Source organism: Pseudomonas sp. NFPP12 (genome assembly GCF_900103205.1).
In the GTDB taxonomy this organism is placed as follows: domain Bacteria; phylum Pseudomonadota; class Gammaproteobacteria; order Pseudomonadales; family Pseudomonadaceae; genus Aquipseudomonas; species Aquipseudomonas protegens.
In genome coordinates, this window is record NZ_FMWW01000001.1 from 347,441 (window position 1) to 367,087 (window position 19,647).

The 19,647-nt window shown below is 69.0% G+C and carries 9 protein-coding genes; 7 read left to right on the forward strand and 2 right to left on the reverse strand.

Annotation, left to right across the window (positions count from 1 at the left end):
* Window positions 1-7 precede the first annotated feature (7 nt).
* Window positions 8-2,239 carry a TonB-dependent siderophore receptor gene (locus tag BLS75_RS01425; RefSeq protein WP_072450092.1) on the reverse strand — a complete coding sequence of 744 codons (2,232 nt, stop codon included), beginning with the start codon at window positions 2,237-2,239 and terminating at the stop codon, window positions 8-10.
* Window positions 2,240-2,416: 177 nt separating this feature from the next.
* Window positions 2,417-3,319, reverse strand: coding sequence for an AraC family transcriptional regulator (locus BLS75_RS01430; RefSeq protein ID WP_011061777.1), 903 nt, complete (start codon window positions 3,317-3,319; stop codon window positions 2,417-2,419).
* Between the two features lie 375 nt (window positions 3,320-3,694).
* Between BLS75_RS01430 and BLS75_RS01435 the strand changes: the two genes are divergently transcribed.
* The 7 genes from BLS75_RS01435 to BLS75_RS01465 are packed head-to-tail and all read left to right on the forward strand — an operon-like array spanning window position 3,695 to window position 19,631.
* On the forward strand, window positions 3,695-5,362 hold the full coding sequence (locus BLS75_RS01435; RefSeq protein ID WP_072450093.1) for a (2,3-dihydroxybenzoyl)adenylate synthase: 1,668 nt from the start codon (window positions 3,695-3,697) through the stop codon (window positions 5,360-5,362).
* Window positions 5,355-7,100, forward strand: a complete 1,746-nt coding sequence (locus BLS75_RS01440) for an ABC transporter ATP-binding protein (RefSeq protein ID WP_176876677.1) — start codon at window positions 5,355-5,357, stop codon at window positions 7,098-7,100. The genes BLS75_RS01435 and BLS75_RS01440 overlap by 8 nt, the downstream gene beginning before the upstream one ends.
* A complete protein-coding gene (locus tag BLS75_RS01445) occupies window positions 7,097-8,863 on the forward strand; it encodes an ABC transporter ATP-binding protein (RefSeq protein ID WP_072450095.1) in 1,767 nt (588 codons plus the stop codon). Before BLS75_RS01440 ends, BLS75_RS01445 begins: the two co-directional genes overlap by 4 nt.
* On the forward strand, window positions 8,853-12,323 hold the full coding sequence (locus tag BLS75_RS01450; RefSeq protein ID WP_072450096.1) for a non-ribosomal peptide synthetase: 3,471 nt from the start codon (window positions 8,853-8,855) through the stop codon (window positions 12,321-12,323). Before BLS75_RS01445 ends, BLS75_RS01450 begins: the two co-directional genes overlap by 11 nt.
* Complete coding sequence (locus tag BLS75_RS01455; protein ID WP_072450097.1) at window positions 12,320-17,743, forward strand: non-ribosomal peptide synthetase; 5,424 nt, start codon at window positions 12,320-12,322, stop codon at window positions 17,741-17,743. Before BLS75_RS01450 ends, BLS75_RS01455 begins: the two co-directional genes overlap by 4 nt.
* Window positions 17,740-18,855, forward strand: a complete 1,116-nt coding sequence (locus BLS75_RS01460) for a saccharopine dehydrogenase NADP-binding domain-containing protein (protein WP_239690630.1) — start codon at window positions 17,740-17,742, stop codon at window positions 18,853-18,855. Before BLS75_RS01455 ends, BLS75_RS01460 begins: the two co-directional genes overlap by 4 nt.
* Window positions 18,852-19,631: a thioesterase II family protein gene (locus tag BLS75_RS01465; RefSeq protein WP_011061770.1), complete on the forward strand. Its 780-nt coding sequence runs from the start codon at window positions 18,852-18,854 to the stop codon at window positions 19,629-19,631. Before BLS75_RS01460 ends, BLS75_RS01465 begins: the two co-directional genes overlap by 4 nt.
* Window positions 19,632-19,647 lie beyond the last annotated feature (16 nt).

Consider the following 19,647-nt stretch of genomic DNA (forward strand, 5'->3'; position numbering starts at 1 on the left):
CGGCGGCTTACCAGCGATAGCGCAGGCTGGCGATGACACTGCGGTCATAACCGGCGCTGCAATTGGTCAGCGAGCAACCTTCGTAATAGCGCTTGTCGGTGAGGTTGGTGGCATTCACCGCCAGGCGCAGGCCCTTGGCCGCCGGGATCAGCTTGTCGAAGTCGTAGTGCACCGCCGCGTCCAGCAAGGTGTAGGAGGGCACGCGCTGGGTGTTGGCGGCATCGGCCTCGGTGGAGCCGATGTAACGCACCCCGGCGCCAAAGCCCAGGCCGCTGAGGGGGCCTTCGGGCAAGGTGTAGTCGGCCCACAGCGAGGCCATTTTTTCCGGGGTGTCGGTGGGGCGTTTGCCCTTCTCCAGCGGGTTGTTGCTCTTGCTCACTTCGGCGTCGTTGTAGGTCAGCGCCGCCAGCAGGTCCAGGCCCCGGGCCAGGCTGGCCTTGCCTTCGAGCTCGACGCCGCGCACGTTCACTTCGCCGGTCTGCAGGGTATTCAACGGGTTGGCGGGATCGGCGGTCTTGACGTTTTCCTGGGTCAGGTCGAACAGCGACAGGGTGATGTAGCTGTCGATGCCCGGCGGCTGGTACTTGACCCCCACTTCCGATTGCTTGGCGCTGGTGGGCTTGTACGGCGTGCCGTAGAAGTTGGTGCCCAGCACCGGGTCGAAGGACGTGGAATAGCTGATGTAGGGCGCCAGGCCGTTGTCCGCCAGGTACACCAGCCCGGTGCGGTAGGTGAACTTTTCGTCGTCCTGCTTGCTGCCGCTGTCGTTCATGCGGTTATCGGTACGGGCGCTGGAGCGGTCCTGGCGTCCGCCGACGGTGAGCACCCAATGCTCATCGAAGGTGAACTGCTGCTGGGCGTAGACCCCGACCTGATCGGCGCGCTGCACGGTGTTGGTGAAGGGGGTACTGGGGTCGAACACGCCGCCGTGCACCGGGTTATAGATGTCGATGGGCGAAGCCGAGCCGCCGCGCAGGTAGTAGTCCTCGCGGGTGCGCCGGTAGTCGATCCCCAAAAGCGACACCATTTGCGTGCTGCCCAGGTTCCAGCGGGCCTGGGCATTGTTGTCCAGGGAGTAGGTGTCGCCGACAATGCGAAAGCGATAGGCAGCGCGGTTCAGGGTGCGCAGGTCCGGAGCCAGGGACATGCCGCTGGCGGTGTTGGTCAGCAGGTTGACGTGGCCGTAACGGGCGCTGGAATTGAGGCTCCAGACGTCATTCAGGCGGTGCTCCAGCAGGTAGCCCAGGGAGTACTGGGTGCGGTCGTTGTCCAGCCCCGGTTCATCGAGGAAGACGTTGTGCTTGACCTTGCCATTGGGGTTGCCAAGCAGGGTGCCCTGGGCCGGCAGGAACACCCGCGGCGCGCCGAACGTGTCCTGGGTGTAGTCGGCCAGGAGGGTCAGGCTGGTGTCGTCGTTGGGCTTCCAGGTGAAGGAGGGCGCGAAGTACTGTTTGTCGTCCTTGATGTGATCGAACTGGGTGCCGCTGTCGCGCTCCAGACCCACCAGGCGATAGAGGAATTGCCCTTCATCGTCCAGCGGCCCGCTGAAGTCGAACTGGCCCTGGGCCCGGTCGAAGCTGCCCCCCTGGATCTGCACTTCATGGAAGGGCTTGTCCAGCGGGCGCTTGCTGATCTGGTTGACCACGCCCCCCGGCGAGTTCTGCCCGAACAGCACCGAGGCCGGGCCCTTGAGCACATCGATGCGCTCCAGGCCATAGGCTTCGACCTTGGGCCAGGCCTGGGCGGTATTGCCCTTGAGGCCATCGCGGAGCATGCCGGTGGTGACGTCGAAACCGCGGATCGAGAGGGTGTCGAAGCGCTGGCTGGCGGCGGTGGTATTGGCCTGGACCCCGGCGGTGTAGCGCAGCGCCTCGTTCACCGACTGCACCTGCTGGGCATCCATCTGGTCGCGGGTGATCACGGAAATCGACTGGGGAATTTCGCTCAGGCTGGCATCGGTCTTGGTCCCGCTGAGGCTGCGCTTGGCCACGTAACCGGCCTGCGGCCCGGTGGCGGAGTCGGGCTGGGTGGCGCTGATCACGCTGGTGTCCAGGGTCAGGGCGTGGTCCTGGTCGGTATCGCCATCGGCGGCCAGCGCGGCGCCGGCCTGGGTCAGCGAGAGGCCCAGGGCCAGGCCGTGGATCAGGCACGCCAGCGGGTTGCGGCCCAGAGCCGGACGCGAGACCACACAATTGACGGGACAACCTGAGGTGTTTCGGTGCGCAACGCGGCTACCCATGCTTCACTCCGTGATGGGGATTAAATGAGAATGCAAACGTATCTCATTTGTGAGCTTGGGTTGCGGGCTAAAACTTTGGCTTGAGCGACCATTTCTTTCGTTTGCGGTACGGCGCGGGGAGGGCGCCCGGATCACCAGGCGCAGCTTTGGATGGAGCAGGCTCGAGCAGGAGCGGGCTCAACGCAAGGACTTGGGCGACACCCCGAAGCGCTTGCGAAAGGCCGTTGAGAAATGCGCCGGGCTGTAGCCGACCCGATAAGCCGCGCTGGAGACATTGGTCTCGCCACTGGCCAGCAAGCGATAGGCTTCTCCCAGGCGCTGCTCCTGCAGGTAGGCATAGACGCTGGTGCCAAACACCTGACGGAAACCGGCGGTGAGCTTGCGCGGGTTCAGGCCCACCTGGCGCGACAGCTCCGACAGCGAAGGCGAATCCTGCAATGAGTTGAGCAGCAGGTCACGGGCGGCATGGATGCGCTCGATGTCCGCCGAGCTGCACGGGCTGTCCTGCAGTGGCCTGGATTCGGCCTGGGCGAGAATCCCCTCGACCCCCAGGGCGGTGAGTTCCAGGGCCTTGCCACCCAGGTAGAAGGAACGGGTCGGGCCCTGCAGCGGGCAGGTAAAGATCTGTTGCGCCAGGGCCAGCAGCGGTTTGCTCGCCGGCTGGCAGAACAGCATCGGGCCGCCGCCGCGCTGATCGAGCAGGCGCTCGGGTTCCAGGCCGACATTGCGGATCGAGGGGAAGTCCAGCTGCACCGTGGTGTAGCGCACCGGCACGCCGCTGGCGAACAGGTGGTCGCCGCAGTGCTCGCCCTGGTTGGCCACGGCGCACAGGGTCGGCCCGCGGATCTCCACTTCGGGCTGGCCTTCGACCCGGCAATTGAGCTGGCCGCTGAGCACCAGGATGATTTTCAGGCCTTCCCAGAGCGGCTCCTGCATCCACATCTGGCTGTCCATCAGCACGGTCCCGGTGGAGAGGGTGACCTCCGGGACTACAGCGGCCGACCCGGTGTGCTGCGGGTTGGGAAAGTGCAGGGTGGAATCCCTTTTGACAGGCTGCGGCGCAGCGTTGGGGCTGAGCATGGCGAACTCCCTGTGGACCTGAAAAGAGGCCATACGCTAGCAGGAAATTGTCTTTCTGTAATTAAGAATGATTATCCTTTAGCCTTCGAGCTCCGTCCTGCCGGGCTCTTTCCGGGGCGCGCCGCGCAATCAAAAGAAAAAGCCGCGCAAACGAATGTCCTGCCGATTGCCGGGTCCGGCAAATTGCCTATTAATAATCACTCTCATTTCCAGGCACGGCAGCCTCCCATGGACGACCCCTTGCTCGACAGCGCCGCAGGACCGCCGGCAACTCTTCATTCCCGCCAACCCTGACGGCGGATTCCCAGCTCATTCCAGGGGCCTGATCTTTCAGGTCCAGGGCCGCTTTTTGCGTAAAAAACATCAGGAGACAGCATGTCCACTTTCGATGACCTCAAGGATTGCCCCTCTTGGCCCGAAGACTTCGCCCAGCGCTACCGCCAGGCCGGCTACTGGCGCGACGAAACCTTTGGCGACCTGCTGCGCAGCGCCGCCCAGGCCTTTGCCGAGCGTGAAGCGCTGACCGAAGGCGAGCAGCACCTGAGCTACCGGCAACTGGACCTGCGGGTCGACCAACTGGCCGCCGGCCTGTACCGGCTGGGTCTGCGGGCCGGCGACAACGTGGTGCTGCAACTGCCCAACAGTGCGGCCTTCGTCGAAGTCTGCTTTGCCCTTTACCGCCTCGGGGTGCGGCCGATCTTCGCGCTGCCGGCCCACCGGCACCTGGAAATCGGCCGCTTCTGCGAGTTCGCCCAGGCCCGGGCCTACTTCTGCGCCGACCGGGACGCCAGCTTCGACTATCGGGCCATGGCCCGCGACCTCAAGGACCGCAACCCGCAGCTGGAGTGGGTGGTAGTCGCCGGCGAAGCCGAGGAATTCACGGCCTTGCACAGCCTGTATGAGCCTGCGCCTGCGCGCACCTTCCCGTCCCCCAGCGCCGACGCGGTGGCCTGTTTCCAGCTCTCCGGCGGCTCCACCGGGGTGCCCAAGCTGATCCCGCGCCGGCACCACGAATACCTCTACAACCTGCGGGCCAGTGCCGAGCGCTGCGGCCTGTCCGAGGCCAGCGTGTACCTGGTGGCGCTGCCCATGGCGCACAACTTTCCCATGTGCTGCCCAGGGTTCATCGGCACCTTTTCGGTGGGCGGGCGGGTGGTGCTGAGCCCCTCGCCGAGCCCGGAAGTCTGCTTCGAACTGATCGAGCGCCAGGGGGTGACCCACACCGCGCTGGTGCCGCCCCTGGCCCTGGTCTGGCTGGAAGCGGCCCAGGCCCGCGGGCGTGGCCTGGCGCCGTTGCAACTGCTGCAAGTGGGCGGCGCCAAACTCAGCTACGAGGCCGCAAGGCGCATCGAACCGGTGCTCGGCTGCCGCCTGCAGCAGGTGTTCGGCATGGCCGAGGGGCTGATCTGCTACACCGACCCCGAGGACCCGCCACAGCGGGTGCTGCACACCCAGGGCCGGCCGCTGTCGCCGGCGGACGAAATTCGTGTGGTGGACGAGCACGACCAGCCGGTGCTGGTGGGGCAGGTGGGGCAGTTGCTGACCCGCGGCCCTTACACCATCCGCGGTTACTACCGTTACCCCGAGCACAACGCCCAGGCCTTCACGGCCGATGGTTTCTACCGCACCGGCGACCGGGTCATGCTCACCGCCGACGGCTACCTGATGGTGGAAGGGCGCGACAAGGACCTGATCAACCGCGGGGGCGAAAAGATCGCTGCCGAAGAAGTGGAAAACCTGCTGCTCAGCCACCCGGCGGTGGCCGACATCGCCCTGGTGGCGATGCCTGATGCCTTCCTGGGCGAACGCACCTGCGCCTTCGTCATCCCTCGCGGCACCGCGCCCCGGGCCCCGGAACTGCTGCGTCACCTAAGGGCCCAGGGCCTGGCGGCGTTCAAGCTGCCGGACCGCTTCGAGTTCATCCCGGCCTTCCCCCAGACCGGGGTCGGCAAGGTCAGCCGCAAGCACCTGCGCGAGGCGATCCAGGCCCTGTACTTCGGCGCCCAGGCCGAACCCCTGGAGGGAAGTGGCGCCCGTGGCTGAACGACAAGGACTTTGCGACCTGTTGCACCCGGTGCGCGGGCGCCTGCTGGCGGCCATGCTGCTGCAGGCCCTGGCGGCGCTGGTGGGGCTGTTGCCGTTCATTGCCGTGGCCGAACTGGCGCCGCTGCTGCTGGCCGGCGAGTTGGATGCGCAGCGTGCGCAGTTCTGGCTGCTGGCCGGCGCCGCCGCCTTGCTCCTGCGCCTGCTGGGGCTGGCGGCGGCATTGCAGATCACCCACCTGGCCGACAGCGACCTGCAACGCCAACTGCGCCAGCGCATCGCCGCGCACCTGGCACGGGTGCCCCTGGCCTGGTTCGGCCAGCAGCGGGAGACCGCCGAACGGGCCTTGCTGGATGATGTCGGCGCCCTGCACCAGTTGGTGGCGCACCTGCCCAACAACCTGGTGGCGGCGCTGGTGGTGCCCCTGGCCAGCCTGGTCTACCTGCTCACGGTGAGCCTGCCCATGACCCTGGTGGTGCTGCTGCCGCCATTGCTGGCGCTGTGGCGCTTGCGGGTCATGCGCACCCCGGCCTATCAGGCCGAGCGCCAGCGCCTGGGGGCGGCCCTGGGCGACCTGTCCACCGCGACCCTGAACTTTGTGCAGAGCATCGCCATGGTCAAGTCGTTCGGCCGTGCCGAGCGGGTGCAGGCGGATTTCGTCAGCGCGGTGCGGGGTTTCGGGCGTTTTTTCTCCCAGTGGGTGGAGCGCTGGGCGGGCCTGGGGGCGAGTGTCGAGGTGCTGCTGTCGCCCTTGCTGGTGCTGGCCCTGGTGCTGGTGGCCGGGGTGGCGCTGACGGCGGCCGGCTGGCTGCACCCGGTGCAACTGTTGCCGTTCGCCCTGCTTGGCCCGGCCCTGGCGGCGCCGGTGGCGGCATTGGGGCATGGCGCCGATTCCCTGGTCCAGGGCCGGGCGGCGGCGCAGCGCATCAGCACCGTGCTGAGTACCCCGGTGCAGGCGCAGCCGGCATTTTCCCGGGAGCCCGAGGGGCATCAGGTGATCTTTGATGAAGTGGCTTTCAGCTACCCCGACGGCACCCAGGTGCTGCACGGCATCGACCTGTGCCTGCAACCGGGCACCCTGACCGCCCTGGTGGGGGATTCGGGCGCTGGTAAGTCGACCCTGGCCACCTTGCTGGCGCGCTTTGCCGACGTCAGCGGCGGGGCCATCCGCATCGGCGGCGTCGACCTGCGGGACATGGACAGCGCGACCCTCTATCGCCAGGTGGCCTTTGTCTTCCAGGACGTGCGCCTGCTGCGCAGCAGCGTTCTGGACAACCTGCGCCTGGGGCGTCCCGAGGCCACGCTGGCCGAGGTCGAAGAGGCGGCCCGGGCGGCGCAGATCCACAGTCGTATCACCGCCTTGCCCCAGGGTTATCACACCCAGCTGGGCAGTGGCGTGCAGCTCTCCGGTGGTGAAGTGCAGCGCCTGGGCATTGCCCGGGCGATGCTCAGCCAGGCACCGATCCTGGTGCTGGACGAAGCCACCGCCGCCAGCGACCCGGAGTCCGAAGCGGCGATCCAGCAGGCGTTGTCGCGGCTGGCGGCGGGGCGCACGGTGCTGGTGATCGCCCATCGCCTGAGCAGTATCCAGGATGCCGACCAGATTGCCGTGCTGCAGGCCGGGCAACTGGTGGAATGCGGCCGGCACCAGGCCCTGCTGGAGCAGCAGGGGGTGTATGCCGGGCTGTGGGCGGCGCAGCAGTTCTGCGCCGTGGAAACGGCGGGGGAGCAGGCATGATTGGCGCACTGTTACGCAGTTTGCAGCCGGCCGAAGCCAGCCTGCTGCGCCGGGCCTTGCTGGCCATGGCCGCCAGTGCCCTGGCCCAGGGCGCGGCGCTGGCCCTGTTACCCATGGCCTTTGCCAGCCTGTTCGATGCCGCTGCCGGGCAGGCGCCGTGGCGATGGGCCGGGGCCTTTGCCGGTTTCGCGCTGCTGTGCCTGGGGTTGCGCCGGCATGCGCAACTGGCGGGCTACCGCGCGGGCGCCGCGGCGGCCCAGTCGTTGAACCTGCGCATCGGCGAACAACTGGTGCGCCTGCCCCTGGAGTGGTTCGTCGAGCGCCGCAGCGCCGAGCTCAATCGGCTGGTGACCCACACCGTACTGCAGATCATGAGCACCCCGGCGCACCTGTTGCAGCCCATGGCCAACGCCTTGCTGACGCCCCTGGCGCTGCTTGTGGCGCTGTTCTTCTATGACCGCACCATGGCCCTGGCGGCCTTGGCCAGCGTGCCCCTGCTGCTGGTGTTCTACCACTGGGGCGTACGCTGGGGCGGCCAGGCCGAAAGCCGCAGTGAGGCGGCGGCCAACGAGGCGGCGGCGCGGGTCCTGGAGTTCCTGCGCCAGCAGCCGCTGCTGCGTGCCAGTGGCCGCACCGGCGAAGGCTTCAGCCTGCTCACCGAGGCCTTGCAGCAACAGCGCCGGGCCCAGCGTCGGGCCCACTGGCGGACCTTTCCGGCGGCCCTGGGGCTGGCGGTGGTGCTCCAGGCCGGCTACACCGCGATGCTGCTGTGCGGCCTGTATGCAGTGCTCGGTGGCAGCCTGGGAGTGGCCCAGTACCTGGCGCTGGCGGTGCTCGCCACCTGCCTGGTGGAGCCCATGGGCACCCTGGTCAACCTCGGCACGACCTTGCGCCAGACCCGCCATGGCCTGAACCGTTTGCGCCACTTGTTGCGCCTGCCGGCGCTGCCGGAGCCGAGCCAGCCCGAGGAACCCCGGGGGCATCAGGTGCAGGTCCGCGACCTGGGGCTGGTGCGCCAGGAGCAGGTGATCCTGCAGGGCATCAGCTTCGAGTTGGCGCCGGCCTCGCTGAACCTGCTGGTGGGCGCCTCCGGCTCCGGCAAGTCGAGCCTGCTGCGCCTGCTGGCGCGGTTCAGCGATGTCGATAGCGGCGCCATTTTGTTGGGTGGTGTCGACCTGCGCCAACTGTCCGCCGCGCAGCGCGATCGTTCCATCGCCCTGATGTTCCAGGACTGTCCGCCGCTGGCTGCGAGCCTGCTGGACAACCTGCGCCTGGGCGACCCCGAGGCCAGCGACAGCCAACTGATGGACGCCGCCCAAGCCACCGGCCTGGACCTTGTGGCCCAGCGCCTGCCCCAGGGCTGGCAGACCCGGGTCGGCGAGGGCGGCGTCAGCCTCTCCGGGGGCGAGCGCCAGTGCCTGGCCCTGGCCCGGGTGCTGCTCAAGGACGCCAGCCTGATCCTGCTGGACGAACCCACCGCGGCCCTCGATGCCATCAGCGAGGCCCGGGTCAACCGTTGCCTGCTGCAACTGGCGCGCAAGCACACGGTGCTGCTGGTGACTCACAAACCGACCCTGGCCCCCAGCGCCGGACAGATCCTCCTGCTGGAGCAGGGCCACCTGGCCCAGCGCGGTACCCACGCCCAACTGATGGCGGCCCCGGGCCGTTATCGCGAGCTGTTCCACGAGCGCGAGGCGATCAATCGCTGGCGCCTGCGCCAACCCCCTTCCGTACCCCAAAGGAACGTCCACCATGACCGATAACCCAGCACTGGCACGCGCTCATCCAGCGGACGCCGGCCTGAGTCATTCACCCCAAGGACTCTGCGAAGGCATTGCCCGGCTGCTCGGCTACAGCGCCGAGGATCTTGAACCCCAGGCCTCCCTGATCGAGCAGGGGCTCGACTCGGTGAGCATCATGCGCCTGCCGGCGCTGCTGGCCGCCGAAGGCGTGGCCCTGAGCTTCGCCGAACTGATCCAGCAACCGACCCTGGACGCCTGGTGGGCGCTGATCGAGGCTCGCCGTGGCCTCGCGACGCCGCACCTGCAGGCCGTGGCCAGCGCTCCTGGCAACAGCCATTTCGCCCTGACCCCACTGCAGCAGGCCTACTGGTTCGGCCGCGATCCGGGCATGCCCCTGGGCGGCGTCGGCTGCCACCTGTACCAGGAACTGGACGGCCAGGGCCTGGAGCCCCAGCGCCTGGAGCAGGCCCTGCGCCGCCTGTGCCAGCGCCATCCGATGTTGCGGGCGTGCTTTATCAGCGACACCTGCCAGCGCATCCTGCCCCAGAGCCCCTGGCCCGGGCTGACCGTCCACGACCTGCGCCAGGCTTCCTGCGTCGGGGCTGCCGAGGCCCTGGAGCAGATCCGCGAAAACCTCTCGCACCGGTGCCTGGAGGTCAGCCGCGGGCAGGTGTTCGATGTGCAGTTGAGCCTGCTGCCCGAAGGTCGCAGCCGCCTGCACCTGAACATCGACCTGCTGGTGGCCGACGTGCTCAGCATTGGTATCCTGCTGCGCGACCTGGCGCTGATCCATGCCGGCCAGGAGCACAGCCTGCCGGCCCTGGACTGGAACTTCGCCGACTACCTGCGGGCCGAACAGGCGGCGCGCGCGCCACTGCTGGCGGCGGCCCGGAACTATTGGCTGGAGCGCCTGGAAGAGCTACCGGACGGCCCGCAACTGCCCCTGGCCCAGGAACCGCAGAACGCCGGCACTGCGCGTTTTCGCCGCCTGGCCATGCGTCTGGACCAGGGCCAGTTGCAGGCCCTGGAGCAGCGCGCCCGGCAGCACGGGTTGACCCTGGCCAGCGTGCTGGCCTGCGCCTATGCCCAGGTGCTGGGGCGCTGGAGCGCCAGCCAGCATTTCCTGCTCAACGTGCCGCTGTTCAATCGCCAGGAACTGCACCCGTGCGTGCCTCATCTGCTGGCGGACTTTTCCAACCTGGTGCTGCTGGAGGTCGACCAGCGCCAGCCCGCGCCCTTCAGCCAGCAGGCCCTGGCGTTGCAGGCTCAATTGCACCGCGACATCGCCCACAGCGCCTGGCCCGGGGTCGAGGTGCTGCGCGAGCGGGCGCGGCTGCGCCAGGGCGGTGGCCAGGGCGCGCCGGTGGTGTTCGCCTGCAACCTGGGCCCGGCCTTTGTCGACTCCACCTGCCGCGAGCAACTGGGCGAACCGGGCTGGGCGCTGTCGCAGACGCCCCAGGTCTGGCTCGACCACCAGAGCTACCCGCTGGCCGACGGCCTGCTGCTGAACTGGGACGCGGTGGACGCGCTGTTCCCCGAAGGCCTGCTGGACGAGATGTTCGACGCCTACCGCGCCTTGCTGTTGTGGCTGTGCGCCAACGACTGGCAGCAGGTGGCGCCCTTGCCGCTGCCGGCGGCGCAACAGCAGCGCCGCCAGCAGGTCAATGCCACCGCACACGCGACCCCGGCGCAGCTGTTGCACCAGGGCTTTTTCCAGCAGGCGCGCCTGAACCCCGAGGCCGTGGCGCTGATCTGCGAGCAGGGCAGCCTGAGCTACGCCGAGCTCGCCCGGCAGGCCCTGCAACTGGCCGGGGCCTTGGGCGAGTGGGGCGTGCAGCCGGGTGACGCGGTGGCGATCACCTTGCCCAAGGGCCGCGACCAGGTGGTCGCGGTGCTGGGGACCCTTGCCGCCGGGGCGGTCTATGTGCCGGTGGGCATCGAGCAGCCGCCGGCGCGCCGCGACATGATCTACCAGCGCGCCGGGGCGCGGGTGGTGATCACCGATCAGGCCCACCGCGAGGGCGGTATCTGGCTCGCCGAACTGCGGGTGGTGACCCTGGCCCAGGCGCTTGTCGCACCGGCGCTGGAGCAACCCCTGGAGATGACGGCGGATGCCCTGGCCTACGTGATCTTCACCTCGGGCACCACCGGCGAACCCAAGGGCGTGGAACTGTCCCATCAGGCGGCGATGAACACCATCACCGCCATCAACCGGCGCTACCAGGTGAGCGCCGAGGATCGGGTGCTGGGGGTCTCGGCCCTGGATTTCGACCTGTCGGTGTACGACCTGTTCGGCCTGCTGAGTGTCGGCGGCGCCCTGGTGCTGCCGGCGGACGGGCTGCGCAAGGAGCCCCGGGAATGGCTGCGGCTGATCCGCGAACAGCGGGTGAGTGTGTGGAACTCGGTGCCGGCGCTGCTGGACATGCTGACCCTGCAAGTGCGCGACGACGGCGGCCTGGGAGCCTTGCGCCTGGCCATGGTCTCCGGTGACTGGGTCGGCCTCGACCTGCCACGGCGCCTGGAGCGGGCGGCGGGCCACCGCGTGCCGTTCGTGGCCCTGGGCGGCGCCACCGAGGCGGCGATCTGGTCCAACTACCAGGACGTGGCACAGGTGCCCGGGCACTGGCGTTCGATCCCCTACGGGCGGCCCCTGGACAACCAGTGCTTCCGGGTGGTGGACAGCCAGGGCCGGGACTGCCCGGACTGGGTGCCCGGCGAGCTGTGGATCGGCGGTGCCGGGGTGGCCGCCGGCTATCGCGGCCTGCCGACCCTCAGCGCCCAGCGCTTTGTCGAGCACGAGGGCCGGCGCTGGTATCGCACCGGCGACCAGGGCCGCTACTGGGCCGACGCCAGCCTGGAGTTTCTCGGGCGCCTGGACCATCAGGTCAAGGTCCGCGGCTTTCGCATCGAGCTGGCAGAAATCGACGTGGCCCTGGAGCGCCACCCGGCCATCGACCGCGCGCTGAGCCTGGTGCTGCCCGGCAGCGAAGCGCAGCTGGCGGCGGTGCTGCTGGCCCGGGAGCCGCTGCCCGAACCCCAGGCCCTGCGCCAGTGGCTGGGGCAATGGCTGCCCGAACACATGCTCCCGGACCTCTGGCTGAGCCTGCCGGAACTGCCCCTGAGCACTAACGGCAAGGTCGATCGCGCGGCTTTGCTGTGGCTGCTGCAGGAGCAGCGCCGGGGCATCCAGCCGCAGAGTGCCGAGCCGCCGCAAGGGGAATGGGAAGAGGCCGTGGCCGCGCTCTGGCAGGAGCTGCTGGAGGTGCCGCAGGTGGGCCGGCACCAGGGCTTTTTTGCCCTGGGCGGCAACAGCCTGCTGGCGGCCCGGTTGATCGAACGCATCGCCCGGCAGTTCCAGCTGGAACTGTCGCTCAAGGATTTTTTCAACGCGGCCACCGTGGCCCTGCAGGGGCAGTTGCTTGCCTCGCGCCGGGAACAGCGGCCCGTCAATCAGAACGCAATGGTGGAGGGCGTGTTATGACGCTGCAGCAACTGCAACAGGATCTGCAACAACTGGGTGTGGAACTCTGGGAAGAACAGGGTCGCTTGCGCTATCGGGCCCCGGCCGGGGTCATGGACGAGGCGCGCCTGCAACAGCTGCGCGAACACAAGGAGGCGCTGCTGCAACAGCTGCAAGCGGCGCAGATGCCGACCCTGGAGGCCGACCATTCGTCCCGGGAAGAACCCTTCCCGCTGACCGACGTGCAGGCCGCCTACCTGCTGGGCCGCACCACGGCTTTCAGCTACGGCGGCGTGGCCTGCCACGGCTACCTGGAGTTCGCCCAGAAGGACCTGGACCCGGTGCGCCTGGAGCAGGCCTGGAACCAGTTGATCGCGCGTCACGAGATGCTGCGGGCCGTGGTCCTGGAGGAGGGCTACCAGCGCATCCTGCCCCAGGTGCCGCATTACTCCATCGCCCGCCACGACCTGAGCCGGGACGACGGCAGCGCCTTGCAGGCCTTGCGCGAGCGCATGGAACTGCGCCGTGCACCGCCCCAGCAATGGCCGCTGATCGAGCTGTGCGTGAGCCAGGGCCGCGACACCTCGCGCTTGCACCTGTCAGTGGACCTCTTGGTGTGCGACTACCAGAGCGTGCGCATGCTGCTGGCCGAACTGCAGCAGCTGTACCGCGGCGAGAGCCTGCCGGCGCCGGCGCAGATCAGCTTTCGCGACTATGTGCTGGGTGAGCGCCGCCTGCGCGAGCAGCCGCGCTACCAGCGTGATCGCGACTACTGGTGGGCGCGGGTCGACAGCCTGCCGGGTGCGCCGGAACTGCCATTGCTGGGGCCGCCCAGCGGGCCGCGCTTCCAGCGCCGGGCCATGGGCCTGGAGGCCCGGGACTGCAATGCCTTGCGCCTGAACGCGGCGGCGGCCGGGGTCGGTGTGTCGGCGGCGATCCTCTCGGCCTATGCCGAAACCCTGGGCCGCTGGAGCCGGCGCGGGCACTTCTGCCTGAGCCTGACCCTGCTCAATCGCCTGTCCCTGCACCCCCAGGTGGATCGCCTGGTGGGGGACTTCAGCTCGGTGGAACTGCTGGAAGTGCAGACCCTGCAAGGCGGCAGCTTCGGCCAGCGCAGCCAGCAGCTGCAGGAGCGCCTGTGGCAGGACATGGACCATCGCCTGTGTTCGGGTATCGAAGTGCTGCGCGAGCTGGCGCGGCGCAAGGGCCAGGACGCGGCGCTGATGCCCTACGTCTTCACCAGCACCCTGGGGGCCGGCGGCGAGAGCGGCGGCGGGGCCTTCATGCCCGGTGCCGAGCTGGTGTTCGGCATCAGCCAGACACCCCAGGTGCTGATCGACTGCCAGGTCAGCGAGCGTGACGACGGCTTGGCGATCAACTGGGACATCCGCGAAGGGGTGTTCAGCGAGACCCTGCTGGATGCGCTGTTCGACACCTTCGAACGCCTGCTCAAGCGCCTGGCCCGGGAGCCCTCGGCCTGGACCCTGGATGACTGCCTGGAGTTGCCGGCGGCCCAGCGTCTGCAGCGCGAGCTGGTGAACCAGACTGCCGCGCCTTTGCCCTCCGGCCTGCTGCATGAGCCGTTCTGGCGCCAGGCCGCGGCTGCTCCCGAGCGTGTGGCGCTGATCCAGGGCGCCGCGCAACTGAGCTACGGCGAACTGGCCGGGCGCGCCGAAGCCGTGGCCGAAGCCTTGCTCGACGCCGGCTGTCAGCCTGGAGAGCGGGTCGCGGTGTGCATGGACAAGGGCCTGGAACAGGTGATCGCGGTGCTCGGCATCCTGCGGGCCGGGGCCGCCTACCTGCCCCTGGACACCAACCAGCCCGAGGCCCGGCGCCAGTTGATCCTGGACAACGCCGAGGTCGCCCGGGTGCTCAGCCAGTCCTGGCTGAACGACAGCCTGAGCTGGCCGGCGCGGGTGACCCAGGTGATCGCGGTGGACCAGGGCCCGCGGGCGGCACAACGGGCGTTGCCGAGCCTGGACATCGACCCGCAGCAACTGGCCTACGTGATCTACACCTCGGGCTCCACCGGGGTGCCCAAGGGTGTGATGATCAACCATCAGGCGGCCCTCAATACCATCGTCGACATCAACCAGCGCTTTGCCATCGAGGCCCAAGACCGGGTACTGGCCCTGGCCAGCCTGGGCTTCGATCTGTCGGTGTATGACATCTTCGGCCTGCTGGCCGTGGGCGGCGCCCTGGTGCTGCCGGACCCGCAACGCCGCGCCGACCCTTCGCACTGGGCCGAGTGCGTCCGGGAACACGGGGTGACCCTGTGGAACTCGGTGCCGGCGCAATTGCAGATGCTCACCCACTACCTGCAGGCCGTGCCATCCATGGCCCCCGGTTCCCTGCGCCTGGCGCTGCTGTCTGGAGACTGGATCCCCCTGAACCTGCCGGCGGAGGCCGCCCAGCTACTGCCCGGGCTGCGGCTGATCAGCCTCGGCGGCGCCACCGAAGCGGCGATCTGGTCGATCTACTATCCGATTACCCAGGTCAACCCCCAGTGGCGCAGCATTCCCTACGGCATGCCCCTGGCCAATCAGCGCTTCATGGTGCTCGACGAGCAGGGCCGGGATCGCCCGCAAGGGGTGGCCGGCGAGCTGTACATCGCCGGTAGCGGTCTGGCCCTGGGTTACCTGGGGGATGCCGAGAAAACCGCCGAGCGCTTTGTCGACCATCCGCGCAGCGGCGAACGCCTGTACCGCACCGGCGACCTGGGGCGCTACCTGGACGACGGCCTGATCGAGTTCCTCGGCCGCGAAGATTTCCAGGTCAAGGTCCGTGGCCACCGCATTGAACTGGCGGAGGTGGAAAGCGCGCTGCTCAGCCATCCCCATGTGGAGTCCGCGGTGGTGGTGGCAGCGGGCGAGGGTGCCTTCGAGCGGCACTTGCAAGCCTGCCTGCGGGCCAGCCTGCGGGACACGCCGATCGCCTGGCCGGCGCAGTTGCAGGCGCGCACCCAGGCGGCGGCCGAAGCCGTGCGCGGCGGCTTGAGCGATGCCCTGGTGAGCGAGATGTCGGCCTGTGTCGAGCGCGCCGCACTGCTGTCCATGGGCCTGGCCCTGCAACGCCCCGGCTTGTTCGAGAGCGCCGGGCAGAGCCATGCCCTGGACGAGATTGTCGCGGCTTGTGAGGTGGCGCCGCGCAACCAGCGCTTGATCCGCCGTTGGCTGCAGGCCCTGGCCCGGGAAGGCCTGGTGCACCGGGACCTGCACACGGGTCGTTACTCGGGGCTGCAGGTATCGGCCGAGGAATACCGCCAGCAATGGCAGCGCATCGATGCCCTGGAACCGTCCGTGGGCTGGGGCGCCGAAGTGCTGCGCTACCTGCGCGAAAGCCAGGAGCAACTGCCGGCGCTGATGAGCGACCAACTGGACCCGCTGCACCTGCTGTTTCCCCAGGGCCGCACCGACACCGCCGAAGGCGCCTACCGCAAGAACCTGATCAGCCAGTACCTGAACCAGGCGGTGTGCGCCGCGGTGCAGGAGATCATCCGCCAGCGTCCGGCCGGCCAGCGCCTGCGCCTGCTGGAGATCGGCGCCGGGGTCGGCGGCACCAGCGCCGACCTGATCCCGGCCCTGGACGGGCTGGCGGTGGACTACCAGTTCACCGACCTGTCGCAGTTCTTCCTCAACGAGGCCCGGGAACATTTCGCCGCTTACCCCTGGGTCAGCTACGGGCTGTTCGACCTCAACCAGGACCATTGGGCCCAGGGCGTGGCCGCCAACTCCCTGGACGTGATCCTCTGCGCCAACGTGCTGCACAACTCGCGGCACGCCAGCCGGGTGCTGGCGCGGCTGCGGGAGATGCTGGCCCCGGGCGGCTGGCTGATCTTCATCGAGGCCACTCGCGACACCTACCAGATCATGGCGTCCATGGAGTTCAAGGAGGGCCTCACCGCCTTCGAGGATTTCCGGGCCGAACTGGATACCACCTTCATCCGCCGCGAACAGTGGCAGCAGTTGCTGCTGGAGGCCGGAGGCGAGACCCCGCTGTGCCTGCCCGGGGCCGATGACGCCATGTCGCAGATCGGCCAGCACCTGTTCATCACCCGCTTCAAGAGCGAGCGCCAGGCCCTGGAGCCCGAGCAGATGCGGGCCCATCTGGCCCGGCACCTGCCGGAGTACATGATCCCGAGCCACTGGCAGATCCTCGATGAAATGCCCCTGACCGCCAACGGCAAGGTCGACCGCCAGGCCCTGGCGCGGATCGGCGTGGCCGGCCCCGAGCAGCAGGCCAGCAGCGGCGCGGCGCCCGTGGATGAGCTGGAACGCAGCATTGCCGAGGTCTGGCAGACCCTGTTGCGGGTGCCGGCGGTGGGCCGTGACCAGGGCTTCTTCGAGCTTGGCGGCGACTCGCTGCTGGTGGCCCAGGTGGTGGGCCGCCTGCGTGAAGCCTTGCCCCAGGCCCGGCAGTTGCCCTGGAGTGACCTGCTGCGCCAGTTGATCAACCAGCCCACGGTGGCGGCCCTGGCCGATTACCTGCGAGGCCAGGGCGTGGAGGGCGATTCGCCGCTGGTGCGCATCAGCGACAAGGCCCAGGGCCCGACACGGATCTTCGTCCACGACGGCAGCGGCACCCTGGCGCCGTACCGCGCGCTGTTTGCCGCCCTGGGGGAAGAAGCGCCCCTGGAAGGGCTGGTGCTTAACGATGTGCCGGCCTACCTGGCCCTGGAGCCGGCCACGGCGATCCGCCAGTTGGCCGAGCGTTATGCCGACACTCTGCAGGCCGAAGGCCGGCGCCAGGTGAGCATCGTCGGCTACTGCCTGGGCGGGCTGCTGGCCACCGAGCTGGCGGCGTGCCTGGCGGCGCGCTCCATCGAGGTGCTGCAACTGAGCGTGATCAGCAGCTACCGGGTGCCGTTCATGATCGAGGACGACCTCTTGGCCGAGTACGTGTTCGCCCGGGTGATGCAGGCCGATCCGCTGGCCCTGGGTTACCCCGAGGATGAACAGGCCATGGAACGCACCATCGCCCGGGTGCTGGCGCAGACTCCGGGGCGCGTGCCCCAGGGTTCGCTGCTGGCCTTGAGCGAGGATGCCCAGTGCGCCCCGGCCCTGGCCTGCCTGCGACGTCTGGCACACAAGACCCCGGAGCAGCGCCTGCAGGCCATTGCCGAGGCCATGCGCCACGCTGGCTCGCAACTGAGCGACCTGCACTGGCTGCGCGAGCAGTTGCAGGTATTGCGCCACAGCCTGGCCGCGGTAGCCCTGCACGAGGCCACGCCGTACCAGGGCGACATGCTGTTCATTCGCCAGAGCGGCGAGGTGCAGGTGCTGCCCGGCATGCACCGCGACATGAGCGCCTACTGGCAGGCCCTGTGCCTGGGTGAGCTGCGGGTAGTGGATGTGCCCGGGGATCATTTCAGTTGCATGCAGCAGCCCCAGGTGCAAGCTGTGGCCCAGGCCTTCGATGCACCCACCGAGGTGGCGGCATGAGGGCAGGGGTGATGGGGCTGGTCGGCGCTTACGGCAGCGTCGGCCGTCAGGTCGCGCAGTTGCTGGCCGGCAAGGTGGCACTGCGCCTGGGTGGACGCGATCCGCGGCAGGCCGAGCAACTGAACCAGCAGTTGGGGGCGCGCGCCGAGGTGCGCGCCCTGGACCTGTGGGAGCCACAGAGCCTGGCGGACTTCTGCGCCGGCTGTTCGCTGGTGATCAACTGCGCCGGGCCCAGCTACCGGATTCTCGATCGGGTGGCCCGGGCCGCCCTGGCCGCAGGCGCCGACTACCTGGATGTGGGGGGCGACGATCCACTCCATGAGCGGCTGGTGGGACAGCTGCCGGCGGGGCACCGGGTGCTGTTGTCGGCGGGCATGCTGCCGGGGCTCTCGGGGCTGTTTCCGCAACTGCTGGCGCAGTCCTTCCAGCGGGTCGATGCCTTGCGCTGCTATGCCGGTGGGCTGGGGCGCTTGTCCGCCACGGCTGCCGAGGATTTCCTGCTGAGCCTGGGCAACGGCTTCGGCCAGGCCCAGTGCGGCTGGTGCGAAGGGCAGGTGGTGCGCAGCACGGCAAGTGCCGAACAGGCATTGCAACGCGACTGGCTGCCACCGGCCGGTGTGCAGACCTATCCGTACCTGAGCACCGAGCAGCAGCGCCTGTTCGGTGATGTGCCGGTGCGCCACGGTCAGGGTTTCAACCTGTTCGAGGGCGGCCAACTGGCGGCGGCCCTGCAACGTATCCAGGGCTCGGCGCCAGAGGCGCGGAGCAGCGCGCAGAACATCGCTGCGCTGGTGCAGGCCAGCGCCCTGGATGTGGCCGGGCGCCGGCCCTATCAACTGCTGGCGGTGGAAATCGACGGCCTGCGCGAGGGCCGCCAGCAGCAGGCCAGCGCCTGGCTGCGGGCCAGCGACGGCTCGCGCCTGACCGGCAGCGTCGCAGCCTTCTGTGCACTGCAGTGGGCGCATCTGCCTGAGGGGCTGCACTACGCCGCCCAGGTGCTGGACGCGACGGCCTGCCTGGAACAACTGCTGCGCTGGCTGCCGGATACCCGGGTGCACCTGCCCGACTTCGCCGCTGTGGCGCTGGCCGAGCCAGAGGAGGGCGTGCTGTGAGAAAGGTTCCCAGTGCCTGGCTGCGTCGTTATCCGCAGCCGCAACCGCCGCGCTGCCGCCTGGTGTGCCTGCCCCATGCCGGTGGCAGCGCGAGCTTTTTCAACGACTGGCGTGGCCAGTTGCCGGCGGATGTCGAGCTGGTCAGCGTGCAGTACCCGGGGCGCGAAGAGCGCCTGAGCGAAAGCTGGCCCGGCAGCCTGGAGTGGATGGCGGGCACTATCACCCGGGCCCTGTCGGACCTGGTGGACCGGCCCCTGGTGCTGTTCGGCCACAGCATGGGCGCGGCCCTGGCCTATGAGGTGGCGGCGCGCATGCAGCAGCAGGGCTCGGCGCCACAACGGTTGATCGTGTCCGCGCACCCCGCGCCCCATCGCCAGCGCAGCGGCGAACTGCACCTGGGCCCGGACGAGGACCTGCTGGCGGATGTGCGACGCCTGTCGGACGGTGCGCCGTCGCCCCTGGATGACCCGGCGCTGCGCGACCTGTACCTGCCGGCGTTGCGCAACGACTACCGGCTGATCGAGTGCTACCGCGGTGCGCCCGGCCGCGCCCTGGACCTGCCCCTGAGCGTGTGCCTGGGGGCCCGGGACACCGAGGTGGACCAGGACGAAGCCTATGCCTGGGCCGAGGTCAGCGCCCAGGTCACCGACTTCCAGGCCTTCCCCGGCGGGCACTTCTACCTGCGCGAGCAACAGGCCGAACTGCTGCGCCACCTGACCCGACTGCTGGCCGGCCATGGCGAGCAGCCGTGGCAGTGCTGGCCTTCGACCCCATGAATTTTCCCTTGGTAGA

Bases quoted from the DNA above. Each gene is read 5' to 3' on its own strand.
- BLS75_RS01425 (WP_072450092.1), bottom strand. From the start codon at position 2,239: ATGGGTAGCCGCGTTGCGCACCGAAACACCTCAGGTTGTCCCGTCAAT.
- BLS75_RS01430 (WP_011061777.1), bottom strand. From the start codon at position 3,319: ATGCTCAGCCCCAACGCTGCGCCGCAGCCTGTCAAAAGGGATTCCACC.
- BLS75_RS01435 (WP_072450093.1), top strand. From the start codon at position 3,695: ATGTCCACTTTCGATGACCTCAAGGATTGCCCCTCTTGGCCCGAAGAC.
- BLS75_RS01445 (WP_072450095.1), top strand. From the start codon at position 7,097: ATGATTGGCGCACTGTTACGCAGTTTGCAGCCGGCCGAAGCCAGCCTG.
- BLS75_RS01450 (WP_072450096.1), top strand. From the start codon at position 8,853: ATGACCGATAACCCAGCACTGGCACGCGCTCATCCAGCGGACGCCGGC.
- BLS75_RS01455 (WP_072450097.1), top strand. From the start codon at position 12,320: ATGACGCTGCAGCAACTGCAACAGGATCTGCAACAACTGGGTGTGGAA.
- BLS75_RS01460 (WP_239690630.1), top strand. From the start codon at position 17,740: ATGAGGGCAGGGGTGATGGGGCTGGTCGGCGCTTACGGCAGCGTCGGC.